This window comes from Paractinoplanes abujensis (genome assembly GCF_014204895.1).
In the GTDB taxonomy this organism is placed as follows: domain Bacteria; phylum Actinomycetota; class Actinomycetes; order Mycobacteriales; family Micromonosporaceae; genus Actinoplanes; species Actinoplanes abujensis.
This window is the reverse complement of sequence record NZ_JACHMF010000001.1, coordinates 4066749-4083573: the sequence shown is the minus strand read 5'-3', so window position 1 is coordinate 4083573 and position 16825 is coordinate 4066749. Positions and strand designations below refer to the sequence as shown.

Sequence of the window (16825 nt, the reverse complement as noted above, 5' to 3'; positions counted from 1 at the left end):
CGGAGGGTCTGGTCAGGCGGTGCGGGCGGTGTCGTGCTCGACGACGACTTCGTCGGCGGTCGTCCCTGCGCTGGGATACAGGGCGAGTAGCAGGCCGCATCCCACGAACAGGCCGGTGATCTGGGCGATCACGAAGCCGGGCACCGCCGCGGGTGCGATGCCGGCGAAGGTGTCGGTGAAGGCGCGGCCGATGGTCACGGCGGGATTGGCGAAGCTGGTGCTGCTGGTGAACCAGTACGCGGCGCCGATGTAAGCGCCGACCGCCGCGGGGGCGACGGCGGCCCGGCCGGACCGGACGAGCGCGAAGATCAGCATCAGGAGGCCGGCGGTGGCGACGACCTCACCCAGCCACAAATGTGCGGCGGAGCGATCCTTGCTCGAGAAGGTGGCCGGGGCCAGATCGAACATCAGATTGGCCAACACCGAACCGGCGATGGCTCCGGCGGTCTGAGCGGCGATGTATCCGCCGAGCTCGGCGGGGGTCAGTCCGGTGCGGGTGCGCCGGCCGAGGAACCAGTCGGCGGCGGAGACGACCGGGTTGAAATGGGCGCCGGAGATCGGTCCGAACGTCAGGATCAGGGCACCGAGAGCGAACGCGGTGGCGACCGAGTTCTCCAGCAGCTGCAGGCCCACGTCGTCGGGCGACAGCGTGGTGGCCATGATGCCTGAGCCGACAACGGCGGTGACCAGAGACGCCGTACCGAGGAACTCGGCCAGCAGGCGACGCCACGCGGCGATGGGGGGCATGGATGCAGGGCTCCGGTCTTCACTGGGTCGGGATCATCGGCGCGGGTGCGTGCCGTCGTGCGCAAAACTGTCAGTTCGGCCGGGGAGTGGGGGCAACAGCCGGTGCCACTCGATCGCTGCAGCAGCCTATTCGGTGATGTCGAGCAGGGCGGAGAGCCGGCGCATCAGGCCCGGCCGGGCCCGGTAGTACACCCAGCTCGCCCGGCGTTCGGCGGTGACCAGGCCGGATTCCTTCAGCACCTTGAGGTGGTGCGAGATGGTCGGTCCGGAGATCTCGAAGGCCGGCGTGATGTCGCAGACGCAGATCTCGCCGCCGTCGGCGGAGGCGATCATCGACATCATCTGCAGGCGGATCGGGTCGCCGAGCGCCTTGAAGGCCTGCGCCAGCGGGCCGGCCTCCTCGGCGGGGATCCGGTGCTGGGCCATCGGCGGGCAGCACGGCGCCGCCTCCGGATCGATCACGGCGGCAGGCGCTGATTTCGACATGCTTCGAGGTTGACAGACATCGAATCCGCGTGCAACCGTCGGATTCGACAATCGTCAAGTTCGACAAGTCTCGAATCCACCTCGTGTTGCAGGAGGGCACCCATGGGCACCATTGCTGACCGCAGCACCCCGCTCGACCAGTTGCCCGTCGCCGTCATCGGCGCCGGACCCGTCGGCCTCGCCGCCGCCGCCCACCTCGCCGGCCGTGGCATCGCCTTCCTCGTCCTGGAAGCCGGCGACAACCCCGCCGCGGCCGTGCGGCAGTGGGGCCATGTGCGGCTGTTCTCGCCGTGGCGCTACACCATCGACGCCGCCGCCGCCCGGCTGCTCACCGACGCCGGCTGGGTGCGTCCCGACGACGACAAGCTGCCCACCGGCGCCCAGCTCGCCGTCGACTACCTGCAGCCCCTGGCCGACCTGGCCGCCCTCAAACCGTACGTGCGCTACGGCGCCCGCGTCACCGCGGTGACCCGGCTCGGCCTGGACCGCGTCCGTACCACCGGCCGCGCCGGCACCCCGTACCTGATCCGGCTCGCGGACGGCGAAGACGTCCTGGCCCGTACGGTCATCGACGCCTCCGGCACCTGGGGAAAACCCAATGTGCTCGGCGCCTCCGGCATCCCCGCCCACGGCGAGACCGCAGCCGCCGCGTATGTCGAGAGCGCCCTGCCCGATGTGCTCGGCCGCGACCGGGACCGCTTCGCCGGGCGCCGCACCCTCGTCGTCGGCGCCGGCCATTCCGCCGCGAACACCCTGCTCAACCTGGCCCAGCTCGGCGAGCAGGCACCCGGTACGACCGTGACCTGGGCGATCCGCGCCGCCACCCCGGCGCGCACCTACGGCGGGGAGACCGCCGACGCGCTCCCGGCCCGCGGCGCCCTGGGCACCCGGCTGCGTGAACACGTCGAGTCCGGCGCCATCACCCTGCTCACCGGCTTCAGCGTCCAAGCCGTCACCGCCGGTCCGCACGGAGTCGAGGTGTCCGACGGCACCCGAACCGTGACCGCAGACCGGGTCGTCTCAGCCACCGGCTTCCGGCCCGACCACACCATCGTCAGCGAACTGCGCCTCGACCTCGACCCGATCCTGGGCTCCACCCGCGCCCTGGCGCCGCTGATCGACCCGAACGAGCACTCCTGCGGCACCGTCCCGCCGCACGGCGCCGACGAACTCACCCATCCCGAGCCCGGCTACTACGCCATCGGCGTCAAGTCCTACGGCCGCGCCCCTACGTTCCTGCTCGCCACCGGCTACGAGCAGGCCCGCTCCGTGGTCGCGGCCATCGACGGCGACTGGACGGCCGCCCGCGACGTGCAACTGGACCTGCCCGAGACCGGCGTCTGCAACAGCAGCCAGGACCTCGACAGCGACACCATCGACGCCGGCGGTGGCTGCTGCGGCGCCCCCGCCGCCGCGGCCGTGCAGGGAACGGCCGGACGTGGCCTGGCGACCGGTATCCCCGGCGGGCTGCGCGCCCCGCTCACCGTGATCACCGTGCCAGCCGGCAAGCAGGAGCAGACCGGCGGCTGCTGCAGCTGATCCCCGGATGACCCCATCCGACGTTGTGGCCGCCGATCCGACGATCGGCGGTCACCGCGGACTCGACTCCGGCCGGGCCAAGGCGATCGTCGCCGCCCTCGCGATCACCCAGACGGTCGGCTACGGCACCCTCTACTACGCCTTCGCCGTCTTCCTGGTCCCGCTCGCCGCCGACCTGAACACGTCCACCACGGCGGTCACCGGCACCTTCACCGCGTCGGTCCTGGCCTCGGCCGCCCTGGCTGTTCCCGTCGGCCGATGGCTCGACCGCCGCGGCGCCCGGGCGTTGATGACCGCCGGATCGTTGGCCGGGACGCTGCTGCTGGTCGCGTGGTCGCAGTTACACACCCTCGGGCAGCTGTACGCGGTGCAGATCGGTATCGGGGTGGCCTCCGCGGCCTGCCTTTACGAGGCGGCGTTCGCAGTCGTCATCGCCTGGCACACCGCGCGACGCCGGCCCTCGGCGCTGCTGGCGCTGACCGTCGTGGCCGGGTTCGCCAGCACCATCTTCCTGCCCCTGACCGGCTGGCTGGTCGAGCAACACGGCTGGCGAACAGCCCTGCTCGTCCTCGCCGCCGTCCAGGCCGTGCTCACCACCCCGCTGCACCTCATTGTTCTCCGGGCGGCACCCCGCAACCAGCGGACCGCCCACGGGCCTCAACTTCCCGCCGTACGGCTGCGGGATGTCTTCTCCGACCGGGTGTTCTGGCTCCTGACAGCCGGCTTCACCACCAACATGGCCGCCATCAGCATCGTCACCGTGCACCTGGTCGCCGCGCTGACCAGTTGGGGCCACACGGCCACCTTCGCCGCCGGTGTCGCCGGGCTCTTCGGGATCCTGTCGGTGGCCGGACGCCTGGCCACCACCGGACTGCAACGCCGCTACCGCATCAGCACCGTCGTCGCCGTCATCTTCGCCGTCCAAGCCCTCGCGATCGGCCTGCTGCCGTTCATCGGGCGCAACGCCACCGCGGTCATCGCCGCGATCATCGGGTTCGGGCTCGGCTTCGGCGTGTCCGCCATCGCCAAACCGGTGCTGCTGGCCGACTGCTACGACACCCGCCGGTACGCCACCATCGCCGGCACCATGGTGGTGCCCATGACCATTGCCAAAGCCGGCGCCCCACTGGCCGCAGCCGCCCTGCACGCCCGCTCCGGCACCTACACCAGCCTCCTGCTGGCAACCGCGGCGCTGTGCGCGATCGCCGCGGTCACGCTGTGGACCACCAGCGCCTACCCGCGCCACCGACCGGAAACTGCACATCTCCAAGAGACATCGTCATGAACAGCCCGACCATGCCGCAGGACCTTCCCGCCGTGGTGATCGGCGCCGGTCCCGTCGGACTGGCCGCAGCAGCACACCTGCACGAGCGCGAGGTGCCGTTCCTCATCCTCGAAGCCGGCAAACCATCGTGGCCGGTTCCGGACACTCCGCCGCCAACCCCTGCTCACCCTCGCCCGCCTCGCCGAGACCACCCCGGCGCCCGGATCACCTGGGCCCTACCCGGCACCGCCGCCCGGGCACGGAGCGGCGCCGACCAGCTAAACGACCCGCGGCGCGCTGGGCAGCGGCCTGCGTACAGTGCTCGGCACCGGCCACGTCACTCTGCTCGCAGATCGGCCTGGACTCACACTCTGCCCCGCAGATCGCCGCCTTCGACGACGCACCGGGGGGCTTGTCCAGCGTCGCCGGACCGGTTCCCGGTTGATGGTTCTGGCCGGGGAGTCATGGCGGGCGAGTGCCGATCAGGCCAGCCCGGCGATCGGCGGAGGGACGGCTCCGGCGGCGAACCAGCCGACCAAGGGCCACCGCACCGCGTCGCGGCACCCACCCCTTCGATCTGGTTGCCGGCGGCGCTTTCCGAGCTGGCCAAGACAGTCGAGGCTGCGATCACCGCAGTCGCCGGCGCGCCCCACATCCGCCGCGAACACCTGCCTGCACCGTAGGTGGCCCTGCCCGTCCTTTCTGCCGGTTTCCGTCTTGAAGTCGGGTCTCTCCCCAGGCGGGTTTCGGAGAATTCACCGAGGTCTACGGTTGCCGGTGTGCCGCGGCGCACTGTTTTCGTGACGAACTTCTGCATCCGGCGGCGGCTGCTGCGCCGAAAGCACAAGTATGCCGTCATCCGTGAACTCCTTACTGCGCGAGGTCCGCCGCAGCTCGTCCATGCTTGACGTCCTCCGCGACGATCACGGGCTCGCCCACGAGGCGGCGCGAGCCACGGCGCCGTCGGTGATGACGGTGCTGGCGGCGGCGGTGGACGGGGACGATGATCTGGCGGCGGTGGCCGCCGTGCACGGCATCGGGGCGGTCGTCGACGACGAGGCTGACGCCGTGCTCTCGCGACTTCTGTCGCATCCGCGAACGTTCCTGCGGGAACATGCGGCTTGGGTGCTCCAGTCCCGTCTACCGCGGCTGGACGCCATCGACCGTCTCATCCGCGTCGTCGCCGCCGGCGGGTTCTCCGGCATGCTCGCGCAACGGACCCTGGAGAGCTGGGGCGGCTCGGCAGGTGCCCACATCGCCGCGGCACTGCTGCAAGCCCTGGCCGTTACGCGCGACCCGCAGACCCGGGGGCGGCTCGTCGAAACACTCGGCCTCGTCTTCGCCGAGCAGGCCGAGGAGGCCGTCCGCCTGATCGCTCTGGACCCGGACGAGAGCATGACGGCCCGCATCCGGGCCGTTGCCGCCCTCGGGGACCGTCCCGGAAACCCGGAATCGGTGCGGGTGATCGAGTCCCTGCGGGTAGCGGACGGGGAACTCGGAGCTGTGGTCCGGCTGGCCGCCGTCGACCTCGGACTACTGGCCGGCAGCGTACCCGCCGGCGGCACGACGGGCCTGCGGATCGCGCAGATCTTCTTGCACGCGGACATCGACAGCCGGATGAGCCGGGCCGGCGCGGGCGACAACGGCGGCATCGCCACCCTGCTCGTCCGGCTCGGTGACAAGCTCGCGGCCCAGCCCGGAATCGAGCGGGTGCTGACCATCTCCCGGGGCCCCCACGATCGTGCTCTGGAGGCCCTGACCCGCGACGAGAAGCATGTGCTGGGGGCAGTGCCCATGCCAGGTCCGGCAGTGACCGCGGCCGGTGCATGGCCGGCCCGGGTGGCCGTGCGGCGGGGAATCCGGCGCCTGCTGCGCGCCCACCGCATCGATGCCGTCCACCTCCGGATGGCGGAGGTCGGCAGCCTGGCCGCCGCCGAAGTGGCCGCGGAGATGAACATCCCAGTCGTGTTCACCCTGGCCCCGGACCCGCATGCGACGATCGACGCCCTGGAACGCACGGGCGGTCTGCGTCGCGACAACTTCGGCCTGGTCGACGAGCGGGAGCACTTCTGGTTCCGGGCCCGGCTGGTGCAGCGGCTGGCGGCCAAGGCCGACCACGTCGTTCTCTTCCCCCGCCCGGATCTGGCCCGCGACCTCGAAAGGCTCATGGGCATCGACATCGCCGACGGATCCGGCCGGTACAGCGTCGTCGCGGAGGGTATCGATCTCGACGTCAGCCGAGCCGCCGCTGCCGACCTGGCGGACCGAGCAGATTCGCCGGCCCTGGACGAACTGGATGCGCTCGTCGGTGCTCTGCCGCCGCACCGCCACGGTTTGCCGCTGGCGATCAGCGTCGGCCGGCTGCACCGGGTCAAGGGCATGGCAACCCTGGTACGGGCGTGGGCCCGCGACCCGGCCCTGCGGGAGCAGTGCAACCTGATGATCGTCGGCGGCGACCTGGTGGATCCCTCGCCGGATGAGCGGGAGCAACTCGAGCTCATCGCCGAGGTGCTGCGCGAGTACCCGGAAGCCTCGGCCGGCCTGGTCATGCCCGGCCACCGGCCCAACGACGTGGTCGCGCGCTGGCTCGCTGCCGTACACGCCGGACGGGCGTCCCTGATCGCCCGCGGCGGTGTGTACGTGTGCGCCAGCCTCAAGGAGGAGTTCGGCCTCGCGCTGCTGGAAGCGCTGGCCGCCGGCCTCGTCGTGGTCGGGCCGGACGCCGGTGGTCCCGCCACGTACATCGAGCACGGCGTCACCGGCATCCTCGCCCCGGCCGGTGACCCGGCGACACTGACCGAGGCAGTCCTGGCCGCCCTCGATCTGGCCCGCCGGCCCGCGGCGTCGCGGGTCGAGCGGGCCCGCGCCCGGATCAGCGACGGCCTGACCATCGATTCCATGGCCGGTAACCTGGCCGCTGTCTACGCGTCCGTGACAGCCGAGGAGCACCGGTCATGACCCTCCTGGTGATCAGCCCGGATTACGCCTCGCACCTGCTGCCGCTGGCCACCCTCGCCACCGCGTGGCAGAGGTCCGGCGACCGCGTCGTGGTGGCGACCGGTCCTGCGACCGCCGGGCTGGTCGAAGGATTCGGTTTCGAGCACTACGAGCTTCCGCTGGGCCGGGGTTCCAACCCGGGCGTCATCCGGGCCGAGCAGCAGCCGGTCGGCGAGGACGAGGCGCTGCGCGGGTTCTTCGCGGCGACCTACCGAGGGATGGTCGAAACGCTGCGTTTCCAGGCTGAGGCTCGTCGCAACGACCTGCTCTGGGAGCCCGTCGACCGGGCGCAGGCGGTTCTCCAGGTGGTCGAACATGTCAAACCGGACCACATCATCGTCGACCACCTCGCCTTCAGCGCGCGGCTGGCGTTGACCGCGGGTGGCGTCCCGCACGTGGACGTCGTACTCGGCCACCCGTCGGCTCTGCCCGTCGGCGACGAGGTCTACGGATACCCGACGGCATGGCCGGCCGCGTTCCGCCCGGACGCCGGCGCGCTGGCCGAGCTGAACCGGCTGTGCCGAACCGTGCGGGACGAGTTCACGGCCGAGTGGAACGCCGCGCTGCACACCCTCGCCCCAACCGCCGCGCCATCGAAGGATGCCTTCACGGAACACGGCGACCTGGTGCTCTACAACTACCCCGCCGCGTTGCACGACCCGGCTCGCGCAGAGCTGCCGGTCCCGCATGCCTTTCTCGGCTCCGCGGTCCGCACCGAGACGGTCCCGGCAGACGTACGATCGTGGCTGGAGGCCGATGACCAGCCGTTCGCCTACGTGAGCTTCGGCAGCTTCCTCTCCACCCGGGCGGACGTGCTGAGCACCGTCATCTCGGCGCTGCGGCGCACGGACCTGCGCGTGGCGCTGGCGACAGGGTCGGCTCAGGGTCTGCCGCCGGTGCCGGACACCTGGTTGGTGCGCTCCTACCTGCCCCAGACCGCGCTTCTGGGCCAAGCCGCGATGGCAGTTACGCACGCCGGCAACAACAGCGTCACGGAAGCCCTCACCGCGGGGGTACCGATGCTGGCCCTGCCGTTCTCGACCGACCAGTTCGCGGGCGCGGCTGCGATCGAGACCCATGGTGTCGGCGTGGCCCTGGACCCGAACGCGGCGACGGCGGACGATGTCGCCGCCGCTGTGCGGCGCACGCTGGACAGCGCCCCTGCAGCTCAGGCGATCGGTGAGCAACTGCGACGTACGCCGGGGAGCGAGTTGGCTTTCACCCTGGCCACCAACCACCCGTCCGGGAACCCCTGACCGAGGACGGCCCAGCGTCGACCGCAGCCCGGCTTCCCCGGACGTCGGCGGGACGCGCTGCTCAGCCGACTGCACGACCGGAAACTCCGTAACCTTCGTCCGAGGGCCGCCGCGCGACTTTGACTGCGGCGCTCAGCCGTTCATCAGAACGAGTACGTCGGTGGACTGATCAGCGGCCTGAAGCACACGGGTCCGAGGCTCCAGGCCGCTCGATCAGGATCGACGAGAGGGCGTTCGACCGGTTCTCGCCGAGGGACCGGCGCTGAAGTCAGCCCGTCGTGAGCTGAGGACGGGGTCTACGGACGGCCGCCGCCCGGCTGGCCGCCACTGGGGCGCCCGCCGCCCGGCTGGCCGCCGCCCGGCTGGCCGCCGCCGCCCGGCTGGCCACCGTCCGGCTGCCCGCCACCGTTGGGGCGCCCACCGCCCTGCTGGCCTCCACCGTTGGGACGGCCGCCACCTTGCTGGCCGCCGCCCTGCTGGCCGCCACCCTGCTGGCCGCCACCCTGCTGGCCACCCTGCTGGCCGCCACCCTGCTGGCCGCCCTGCTGGCCGCCGCCCTGCTGGCCGCCACCTTGCTGGCCGCCACCTTGCTGGCCGCCACCTTGCTGGCCGCCGCCCTGCTGGCCGCCGCCCTGCTGGCCGCCGCCCTGCTGGCCGCCGCCCTGCTGGCCGCCGCCCTGCTGGCCGCCGGGGTGCCAACCGCCCTGCTGGCCGCCATTGTTGGGACGCCCGCCGTGCTGGCCCCAGCCGCCCTGCTGTCCGCCGGGGGCGCCGGTGTGGCTGCCAGGACGGGAATCGCCCGGTCGGCCGTGGCCGAACCCACCCGCCGGCCCGTGCCCGAAACCGCCCGGACGACCGTGTCCGATACCGCCCGGGCGTCCGGGGTTGAAGCCGCCCGACGGCCCGTGTCCGATACCGCCCGGGCGTCCGGGGTTGAAGCCGCCCGACGGCCCGTGCCCGAAACCGCCCGGACGCCCGGGGTTGAAGCCGCCCTGCGGCCCGACGAAGTGCGCCGGGCGGAGGCGTCCCGGCCGCACCCATCCGGGCCGCCCGGGCAGGAACGGAGACGGTGCGACCAGGCCCGTCCGGAACGGCCGGAAGCCGGGGTTCAGCCAGGCGCCGTCGGTGAGGACCCGCAAAGCCCAGGACCCACGCCGCGGGCCGACGGTCACGAGGGTGATCTCGAAGTCGCCCCAGTCGTCGCGGTCGAGGCCGAACCGGCCCGCCGACTGACATGCCTGCCGGGAGGAGTACCAGCCGACGACCTGGCCCCACTCACTGGACTGGGGGACACCGGCCGCCTGTTTGTGTGTCGCCGGCCGGTTCGTGTCGGTGGCTTGAGCGGCGCCGCTGGTCGTGGCGAGAGCAGCCAAAACACCGAGCCCACTGATCGACACCATACGAGCGATCTTGTTCATCACCATCTCCGTCCTGATTCCTTTCCCGGCAAAACGCGCTTTTGCCCACACCTGAAATCGGACTTGTATGCGTCGCTGAAGTCGGAACGAGGGACGGCGGATGGGCTGTTCAGAGGATCGTTTTCAGCGTTGTCGGAGCTCCGGGCGGAGTCCGGGCCACCGATCGGCTTCGTATCGCGGCCTGGCCGGCAAGCGTTGTCGAAGGCCGGGGACCGACCCGTCCAGGCCGTGGCAGGCCAGCAGGCGTACGGAATCGCCTCGGTGGTGCGGGGCGTCGATGAGCTGTATCGAGCGCTGCGGCGACGCGGACGGTCCCCGCCGCACGGGTCCTTCGGCCCTGCCCCGGCCGGTCCGACGGCGCGAGGCTGAGGGGGAGACAGGGAAGGGGATGACGACGATGACCTACCGCATCGCCATCAACGGATTCGGCCGGATCGGCCGCAACTACCTGCGCCGTCTGACCGACAAGAAGCTGGCCAACGCCGGGCTCGAGGTCGTCGCCATCAACGACCTGTACGACGCCGGCACGCTGGCGCACCTGCTGGAGTACGACTCGGCCTTCGGGCGCCTCGACGCCGAGGTGGGCTACGACGACGGCGCGCTCAGCGTCGGCCGGCACACCATCGCGACGTACGCCGAACGCAGCCCGGACGCGTTGCCGTGGGCTGACCTCGGCGTCGACCTGGTCATCGAGTCCACCGGTAAGCGGCGCACCCGCGACGACGCCGCGCTGCACCTCAAGGCGGGCGCTGGCCGGGTGCTCATCTCGGCCCCGGGCAAGGACGTCGACGCGACGCTGGTGCCCGGGGTGAACGCCGACACGTACGACCCCCATCGCCACCAGATCGTGTCCGCCGCGTCGTGCACCACCAACTGCGTCGCCCCGCTGCTCAAAGTGCTGCACGAGGCGTTCGGTGTCGAGCAGGGCTACCTGACCACCGTGCACGCGTACACCAACGACCAGAACATCCTCGACGCGCCGCACAAGGACCCGCGGCGCGCCCGCGCCGCCGGGGTGAACATTATTCCGACCAGCACCGGCGCCGCCAAGGCGGTGGGCCTGGTGCTGCCCGAGCTGGCCGGCCGGCTCGACGGCGTCGCGCTGCGGGTGCCGGTCATCGACGGCTCGATCAGCGACCTGACGCTGCGGTTCGCCACCGGCGTCACCGCCTCGCGGATCAACGAGGTCGTCGCCGCCTCCGCTGGTGAAGGGCAGCCGATGCAGGGCATCATCCGCTACACCGAGGCGCCGCTGGTCTCCACCGACATCATCGGCGATCCGGCGTCGTGCGTGTTCGACGCGCGGCTGACGCAGGCACAGGGCCGGCTGGCGAAGGTGTTCGGCTGGTACGACAACGAGTGGGGCTACACCAACCGCCTCGTCGACCTCACCCTGCAGATGGCCAGGAGGTGACATCATGCGCGCCCGAGACATCATGTCCAGCCCCGTTCACACCGTCGTACAAACCTCCTCCGTGGAGAGCGCGGCTCAGCTGATGGCCGCCAAGGCCGTCACTGCGCTGCCCGTGGTCGACGGCAACGGGCGTCTGGTCGGCATGGTCAGCGAGAGCGACCTGCTGTGGCACCGTGTCCCGATGGACCCAACCGCCCACGTGCGGCGCATCCCGGACACTGACCCGGCCGAGCGGCCCGGGATTGTGTCCGAGGTGATGTCGCCGTACCCGCTGACCACGTACCCGGACGTGGACGTCGCCGAGGTGGCCGAGGCCATGCTCGAGAACGACGTCCGCAGCATCCCGGTGCTCGACGACGGCGCCCTGGTCGGCATCATCAGCCGGCGCGACATCCTGCGCGCGATGGTCCGCAGCGACGAGGTGCTCGCCCAGGAGGTCCAGCACCGGCTCGACGAGTACGCCGACGGCCGGCACCGCTGGACAGCAACCGTGGACGGCGGTGTGGCCCGGGTCGCCGGTGATTTCCTGAACGACACCGAGGAGGCCGTGGTGACGGTGCTCGCGAGGACGGTGCCGGGCGTCGCCGGAGTTCAGGTCGTGGCCATCGCCTCGTGAGGCGATGCCGGAGGTCCGAGTGGGTGAGTCGCCGTTCCTCAAACGGCCTCTCACCCACTTCGGTCAGGTCGGTGGCGGCCCGGTGAACAGGCTGAGGAGTTCACCGATGCTGTGGTCCGCCTCGGCGGGATGCCGGAACCGGCCCGCCGGGTTGACGGTGTACTGATTGCGGCGCCCGACCCGCTCGCGGCGCAGGTAACCGGCGGCCTCCAGGTCGGCGACGATGGCCTGCGCGGCGCGTTCGGTGATGCCGACGCCGTCCGCGACGTCACGCAGCCGGGCGGTCGGTTCTCGAGCGATGGCCAGCAGCACGTGGGCGTGGTTGGTCAGGAACGTCCACTCCTTGGCCCCGCCGGCCGACCCGGCCTTGGCTGCCTGCGACACGTGATCACTATCCCTGCGGTCGAACCGGCGTATGCGGCTTCCCAATGTACGCAGTCGGAAGTATGAAAACAGCATCGCATTTCCGGCGGCCGACCCATTGACATACGAAGAGTGCTTCGCGAATCATTGAACGTAGTTCGAGGGGGAGTACCCGACGCATCACGCGCCGCCGTCAGTACGGACCCGGCAGATCCAGGTCCCGGTGGCGCAGCCGCCGGTGCGGTGGCCCGGGGAGACCTTCGTCCGGCAGTGCCGGCCCGCCGCCACGGGCTCGGCTGGGCGAAAGGTCTCCCCTTGTCTGTCTCCTGGTGGGTCTGGGCCATCCTCATGCTGGTGATCGCGGCGATGCTCGCGGTCGACCTGTTCCTGCACCGTGACAACCACGTCATCGGGTTCCGCGAGGCGGCGGTCTGGTCCGGCATCTGGATCGCCGCCGGCCTGCTGTTCGGCGTGGTGCTCCTGGCGTGGCAGGGCGGTGAGGTCGCCGGCACCTACTACGCCGGCTACCTCATCGAGAAGGCCCTGTCGATCGACAACGTCTTCGTCTTCGCGATGATCTTCACCTACTTCGCGGTGCCCGCCGCCGTGCAGCACAAGGTGCTGTTCTGGGGCGTCATCGGCGCCCTGCTGTTCCGGCTGGTGTTCATCTTCGTCGGCGCCGAACTGCTCGAGACGTTCTTCTGGACCGCGTACGTGTTCGGCGCCTTCCTGATCTACACCGGCTACAAGATGGCGTTCCGCCACGACGAGCAGACCCCGCCGGACCGCAACCCGGTCGTCCGGCTGGTCCGCCGCGTCATCCCCACCGATGCGAAATACCACGGCGACAAGTTCTTCACCCGCATCGACGGCAGACGCGTCGCGACCCTGCTGTGCGTCGTGCTCATCGCCGTCGAGGCCACCGACCTGATCTTCGCCATCGACTCCGTGGCCGCGATCCTGGCCATCACCACCAGCACGTTCCTCGTCTGGACGGCCAACGCGTTCGCCATCCTCGGCCTGCGCAGCCTCTACTTCTGCCTCGCCGGACTGCTGCGCCGCTTCGTTCACCTGCACTACGGCCTCGCGGTCCTGCTGGCCTTCGCCGGCGCGAAACTCATCCTGTCCGAGACCCCGGTGGGCAAACTGCCCATACCCGTCACCCTGGGCGTCATCGTGGTGACCATCGCGGTGTCGATCGCGTGGAGCCTGCGCAGCACCCGCGGCGCCACCTCGGCGGCCACCGGCCACACCCCCGACGACGCCGGACCTTCTGCGCTGTCCGGCACCACGGCGCCCCCGGGCCGGTCCTCGTCGAAGCCGCATCCCTGAGATTCCAGGACGGAGTACGGCAATGCCCATCCACCTGCCCATACCTACCGAACTGCCGACCGGTGCGGGCACCAGCGTCGGTGACTATCCGACCTACGCCGCGGCGCAACAGGCCGTGGACTACCTGTCCGACCACGGCTTCCCGGTCGAGCACGCGACCATCGTCGGTACCGACCTGCGCCTGGTCGAGACCGTGACGGGCCGGATGACCGTGGCCCGCGCCGCGCTGGCCGGTGCCGGCGGCGGCGCCTGGCTCGGGCTGTTCATCGGTGCGGTGTTCGCTCTGCTGGCCACCACCGGCTGGTGGCTGATCATCGCAGCGTCCACCGCCGCGGGAACCGCGTGGGGAGCGACCACGGCCGCAGTCGCGCACGCCGCGACCCGCGGACGCCGCGACTTCAGCTCCCACCGGCACCTCGCCGCCGTGCGCTACCACCTCACCGTCGCCGCCGAGCACGCCGAGCACGCCAACCGGCTGCTTCTGCAGCAGTACTGGCGCTCGGCCTGACCCGGTGCCACGCCACAGGAGGCGATCAGCTCATGACCAGCATCGCGGTACGCCCCCGCATCTACGACGTCGCCGGCCGCACCCGCGGATCAGGACCCGTGCTCGTCGTGCTCACCGGCACCCGCGCCGACCTGCTCGTGGCAGCTCAAGCCGCTGATCTCGCCGCGCGTACCGGCACCCTGCTCATCGTCGCCGCCGCCGTTCCCACGACCGGGCGCAGCGTCAACGCGCTGATGCATCAGTCCCGCGACCGTCGCATCCGGTCGAAGAGCATCGCCGTCGTCGCCCGCGTCACACCGATCCTGCGCGCGGCCGGGGTCGCCTACTTCCGCTCCACCCTGCCGGTGCCGACCCGCGCCGACACGCGGCTCGCAGTACCGACGGCCTCGGTGCGCAGTGTCGTCGACAGGTTCGGAGCCGTCGCCGTCGTCACGGCCCTGACCCTGCACGACCGCACCGGCGTTCTTCGGCCCAGCCCACACCATGATCAACGCTCGAGTGCCGCACCGACCGGGCAACAGCCGAAGGGCACGCTCTCAGCTGAAGAAGCTCCCGCAATCCCGTCACCCGTGGAGGAATGAGCGATGACCACCGCCACCGCATCGACACCGGCAGCCGCGCAGATCACCGCCTTGCAGCAGGTCCGCGAATACCCGGCGATCAGCGTGCTGCTCACCACTGCTCCGGCGGCACAGCTTGGCCGCGCCGACGCGCTTCGTCTGGACGCGCTGGTCGACCAGGCCGTCGACCGCGTACGCGCGGAGCTGCAACCCGCCGCGGCGGCGCCTGCCGTCCGCCGGCTGCAGGCATTGGCCGAGCAAGCGCGCCGCGGTCCCACCACTCACGCACTCGCCCTGTATGCCTCCGCCGGCACCGACGCCCTCCTCCGGCTGCCTGTCCCGGTCCGTGACCGCGCCGTCGTGGACCCCACCTTCGCCACCCGCGACCTCGTACGGGCCTTGCATCGCACCCCTCGTCACCTCGTTCTGGCCCTCAACTCCGCACATGCCCGGCTGTTCGACGCCGCCGGCGACACTCTGCTCCCCGCCTTGTCCGGCGCGTTTCCCCTCACCGCCGAGCGATCGGGCACCCGCAGCCGAGGCCGTGCCGATCGGCCGGCTCGGGCCACCGGCAGCGACGACGTTGACTTCTACCGCCGCGTCGACGCAGCTCTCGGCACGTACCTGCGCCTGCACCCCGCGCCCTTGGTTCTCGTCGGCAGCGAACACGCCACCGCTGCATTCCGCCGCGTCTCGACCAACTGCGCGCGGCTGGCCGGCACCGTCCCCGGCAATCTCACCCACGCCAACACCGGCCACCTGACCACTCGCATCCGGACCGTCCTCGATGCCTACCTGCATCGCCGCCAACAGGAAGCTCTCGCCCTCATCGACCAGCGTGCCGCCGCCGGCCGCGTGGCCTCCGGCATGCCAGCCGCGTGGCTCGCCGCCCGCACCAGCCGCCCCGAAGTGCTCGCCGTCGACGAATCGCTGTTCTATCCCGCCCGGCTGTCCGACGACGGCGACACCCTCAGCCCCGCCCGAGACGTCGACCATCCCGACGTCATCGACGACGCCGTCGACGAACTCATCGAACTCGTCCTCATCCGGGGCGGCTGGATCGCTTTCACCGATCCCGGTGCCCTCGACCACCACGATGGCGTCGCCCTCGCCATCCGCCGCTGACGGCGGACCGCGGCGAAGGAACGGGTGGCACCTGTGGTGCCCCCCGCCGGACTCAACCCCTGCTGTGAGCCACGACGGTGCAGGCGGAGTGGTGCAGCACGTGCTGGCTGACCGCCGAGCACCATTCCGACCACGGCGCCGTGGCCGCGGGTGCCGACCACCAGCAGCATGGCGTTCCGCCAGGGCGAGCAGGCCCCGCCGGAGCGCAACTCGTCGTCCGGCTGGTGCGCCGGCTCGTACCGCCGTCGGAGGTGAGGGCGTCGAGCGCCATGACGGCCTCATCAGGCCGATCGCGGCCGGGTGACGTAGACCGGAGCACCGGCGTGGTGCAGCAGCTGCAGGGTGGTCGAGCCGAGGAACGCGCCGGCGAGCAGCCCGTGTCCGCGGTTGCCGACGATGACCAGGCGGGACCGCCGGGATTCGCGTTCGAGGGCGAAGGCGGCGCTCTCGTGGGTCACCACCGTCTTGACCGGCACGTCCGGGTACTTGGCGCGCCACGGCGCGAGCTGCTCGTCGAGCCGTTCGCTCTCGGCGGCGTCCTGCTCGGGCGTGTCGACCGTCGGCGGAGCCACGTCGGACAGCCACAGGGGAATCACGGGAAGGTAGGCCCGGACGATGGTGAGCGGGCAGTCGTGTTCGGAGGCGGCGGTGAAGGCGGTCTCCAGCACCAGGTCGGCGGTGGGGGAGTCGTCGACGCCGGCCGCGATGGGCCCCTCGGTGGTCGTGGCGTGGCCGCGGACGACGACGACCGGGCAGGGGGCGTGCGTGGCGACGCGCTGGCTGACCGAGCCGAGCAACAGGCCGGCGAAGCCGCCGCGGCCGCGGCTGCCGAGCACGAGCAGTTCCGCACTGTGGGCCGCCTCGAGCAGCCGCGGAGCGGCGTGCCCGATGAGCGTTTCGGTCTCGATCGTGATGTCGGGGGCGATGTCGCGGGCCCGGTCCCAGGCCGCGGCCACGACAGCCTCGGCGACTTTGCGGGCCAGGTCGACGACTTCGGTGCCGACGTTGTAGCGGGCGCCCTGCCACTCGAAGTCGAAGGCGTGGACGATGCGCAGCGGCAGGTGGCGGCGATGGGCCTCGTGGGCCGCCCAGTCGACGGCGATGGCGCTCGGTTCGGTGCCGTCGGTGCCGACGACGATGGGCTTGTTGTTCATGGCCTTACCCCTCTCTCCTCTCCCCTCATCGTCGGCTTCATCGATG

Annotated in this window: 15 protein-coding genes and 1 pseudogene; 11 read left to right on the top strand and 5 right to left on the bottom strand. The window is 71.4% G+C overall.

The window, feature by feature from the left end; all coding sequences use genetic code 11:
- Nucleotides 1-12: 12 nt before the first annotated feature.
- A complete protein-coding gene (locus BKA14_RS18160; protein WP_184952120.1) occupies nucleotides 13-747 on the bottom strand; it encodes an aquaporin in 735 nt (244 codons plus the stop codon).
- Between the two features lie 126 nt (nucleotides 748-873).
- Complete coding sequence (locus BKA14_RS18155) at nucleotides 874-1233, bottom strand: ArsR/SmtB family transcription factor (RefSeq protein WP_184952119.1); 360 nt, start codon at nucleotides 1231-1233, stop codon at nucleotides 874-876.
- 102 nt (nucleotides 1234-1335) lie between these two features.
- Here BKA14_RS18155 and BKA14_RS18150 point away from each other — a divergent pair, with 102 nt between their 5' ends.
- The 5 genes and pseudogenes from BKA14_RS18150 (at nucleotide 1336) to BKA14_RS18135 (ending at nucleotide 8289) form a co-directional block, all read left to right on the top strand.
- A complete protein-coding gene (locus BKA14_RS18150; RefSeq protein WP_184952118.1) occupies nucleotides 1336-2772 on the top strand; it encodes an FAD-dependent oxidoreductase in 1437 nt (478 codons plus the stop codon).
- A 7-nt stretch (nucleotides 2773-2779) separates the two neighbouring features.
- Nucleotides 2780-4057 (top strand): MFS transporter, encoded by a 1278-nt coding sequence (locus tag BKA14_RS18145; RefSeq protein ID WP_184952117.1) that lies wholly within the window; start codon nucleotides 2780-2782, stop codon nucleotides 4055-4057.
- 11 nt (nucleotides 4058-4068) lie between these two features.
- A pseudogene (locus tag BKA14_RS45720) lies at nucleotides 4069-4176 on the top strand (NAD(P)-binding protein); the annotation flags it as partial.
- A 760-nt stretch (nucleotides 4177-4936) separates the two neighbouring features.
- Entirely contained in the window at nucleotides 4937-6994 is a 2058-nt protein-coding gene (locus BKA14_RS18140; RefSeq protein WP_203722460.1) for a glycosyltransferase, read from the top strand.
- Nucleotides 6991-8289 carry a glycosyltransferase gene (locus tag BKA14_RS18135; protein WP_184952115.1) on the top strand — a complete coding sequence of 433 codons (1299 nt, stop codon included), beginning with the start codon at nucleotides 6991-6993 and terminating at the stop codon, nucleotides 8287-8289. Before BKA14_RS18140 ends, BKA14_RS18135 begins: the two co-directional genes overlap by 4 nt.
- Before the next feature lie 296 nt (nucleotides 8290-8585).
- On the opposite strand, the gene BKA14_RS44095 is transcribed toward BKA14_RS18135, so the two are convergent.
- Nucleotides 8586-9707 carry a hypothetical protein gene (locus tag BKA14_RS44095; RefSeq protein ID WP_184952114.1) on the bottom strand — a complete coding sequence of 374 codons (1122 nt, stop codon included), beginning with the start codon at nucleotides 9705-9707 and terminating at the stop codon, nucleotides 8586-8588.
- Nucleotides 9708-10104: 397 nt separating this feature from the next.
- On the opposite strand from BKA14_RS44095, the gene gap reads away from it, so the two are divergent.
- Both gap and BKA14_RS18120 read left to right on the top strand, forming a co-directional pair.
- Entirely contained in the window at nucleotides 10105-11121 is a 1017-nt protein-coding gene (gene gap / locus BKA14_RS18125; protein WP_184952113.1) for a type I glyceraldehyde-3-phosphate dehydrogenase, read from the top strand.
- Between the two features lie 4 nt (nucleotides 11122-11125).
- Complete coding sequence (locus BKA14_RS18120) at nucleotides 11126-11737, top strand: CBS domain-containing protein (protein ID WP_184952112.1); 612 nt, start codon at nucleotides 11126-11128, stop codon at nucleotides 11735-11737.
- Nucleotides 11738-11800: 63 nt separating this feature from the next.
- Here the strand turns inward: BKA14_RS18120 and BKA14_RS18115 are convergent, their stop codons facing one another.
- Nucleotides 11801-12121: a helix-turn-helix transcriptional regulator gene (locus BKA14_RS18115; RefSeq protein WP_239093084.1), complete on the bottom strand. Its 321-nt coding sequence runs from the start codon at nucleotides 12119-12121 to the stop codon at nucleotides 11801-11803.
- A 294-nt stretch (nucleotides 12122-12415) separates the two neighbouring features.
- Here BKA14_RS18115 and BKA14_RS18110 point away from each other — a divergent pair, with 294 nt between their 5' ends.
- From BKA14_RS18110 to BKA14_RS18095, 4 genes are read left to right on the top strand one after another with little or no spacing between them, the layout of a single operon-like run.
- Nucleotides 12416-13432 carry a TerC family protein gene (locus tag BKA14_RS18110; RefSeq protein ID WP_184952110.1) on the top strand — a complete coding sequence of 339 codons (1017 nt, stop codon included), beginning with the start codon at nucleotides 12416-12418 and terminating at the stop codon, nucleotides 13430-13432.
- A 22-nt stretch (nucleotides 13433-13454) separates the two neighbouring features.
- Entirely contained in the window at nucleotides 13455-13940 is a 486-nt protein-coding gene (locus BKA14_RS18105) for a YflT domain-containing protein (protein ID WP_184952109.1), read from the top strand.
- A 32-nt stretch (nucleotides 13941-13972) separates the two neighbouring features.
- Entirely contained in the window at nucleotides 13973-14521 is a 549-nt protein-coding gene (locus BKA14_RS18100) for a hypothetical protein (protein WP_184952108.1), read from the top strand.
- A gap of 3 nt (nucleotides 14522-14524) precedes the next feature.
- Nucleotides 14525-15625, top strand: coding sequence for a baeRF3 domain-containing protein (locus tag BKA14_RS18095; protein WP_184952107.1), 1101 nt, complete (start codon nucleotides 14525-14527; stop codon nucleotides 15623-15625).
- 281 nt (nucleotides 15626-15906) lie between these two features.
- Here the strand turns inward: BKA14_RS18095 and BKA14_RS18090 are convergent, their stop codons facing one another.
- On the bottom strand, nucleotides 15907-16779 hold the full coding sequence (locus BKA14_RS18090) for a universal stress protein (protein ID WP_184952106.1): 873 nt from the start codon (nucleotides 16777-16779) through the stop codon (nucleotides 15907-15909).
- Nucleotides 16780-16825: the final 46 nt, after the last annotated feature.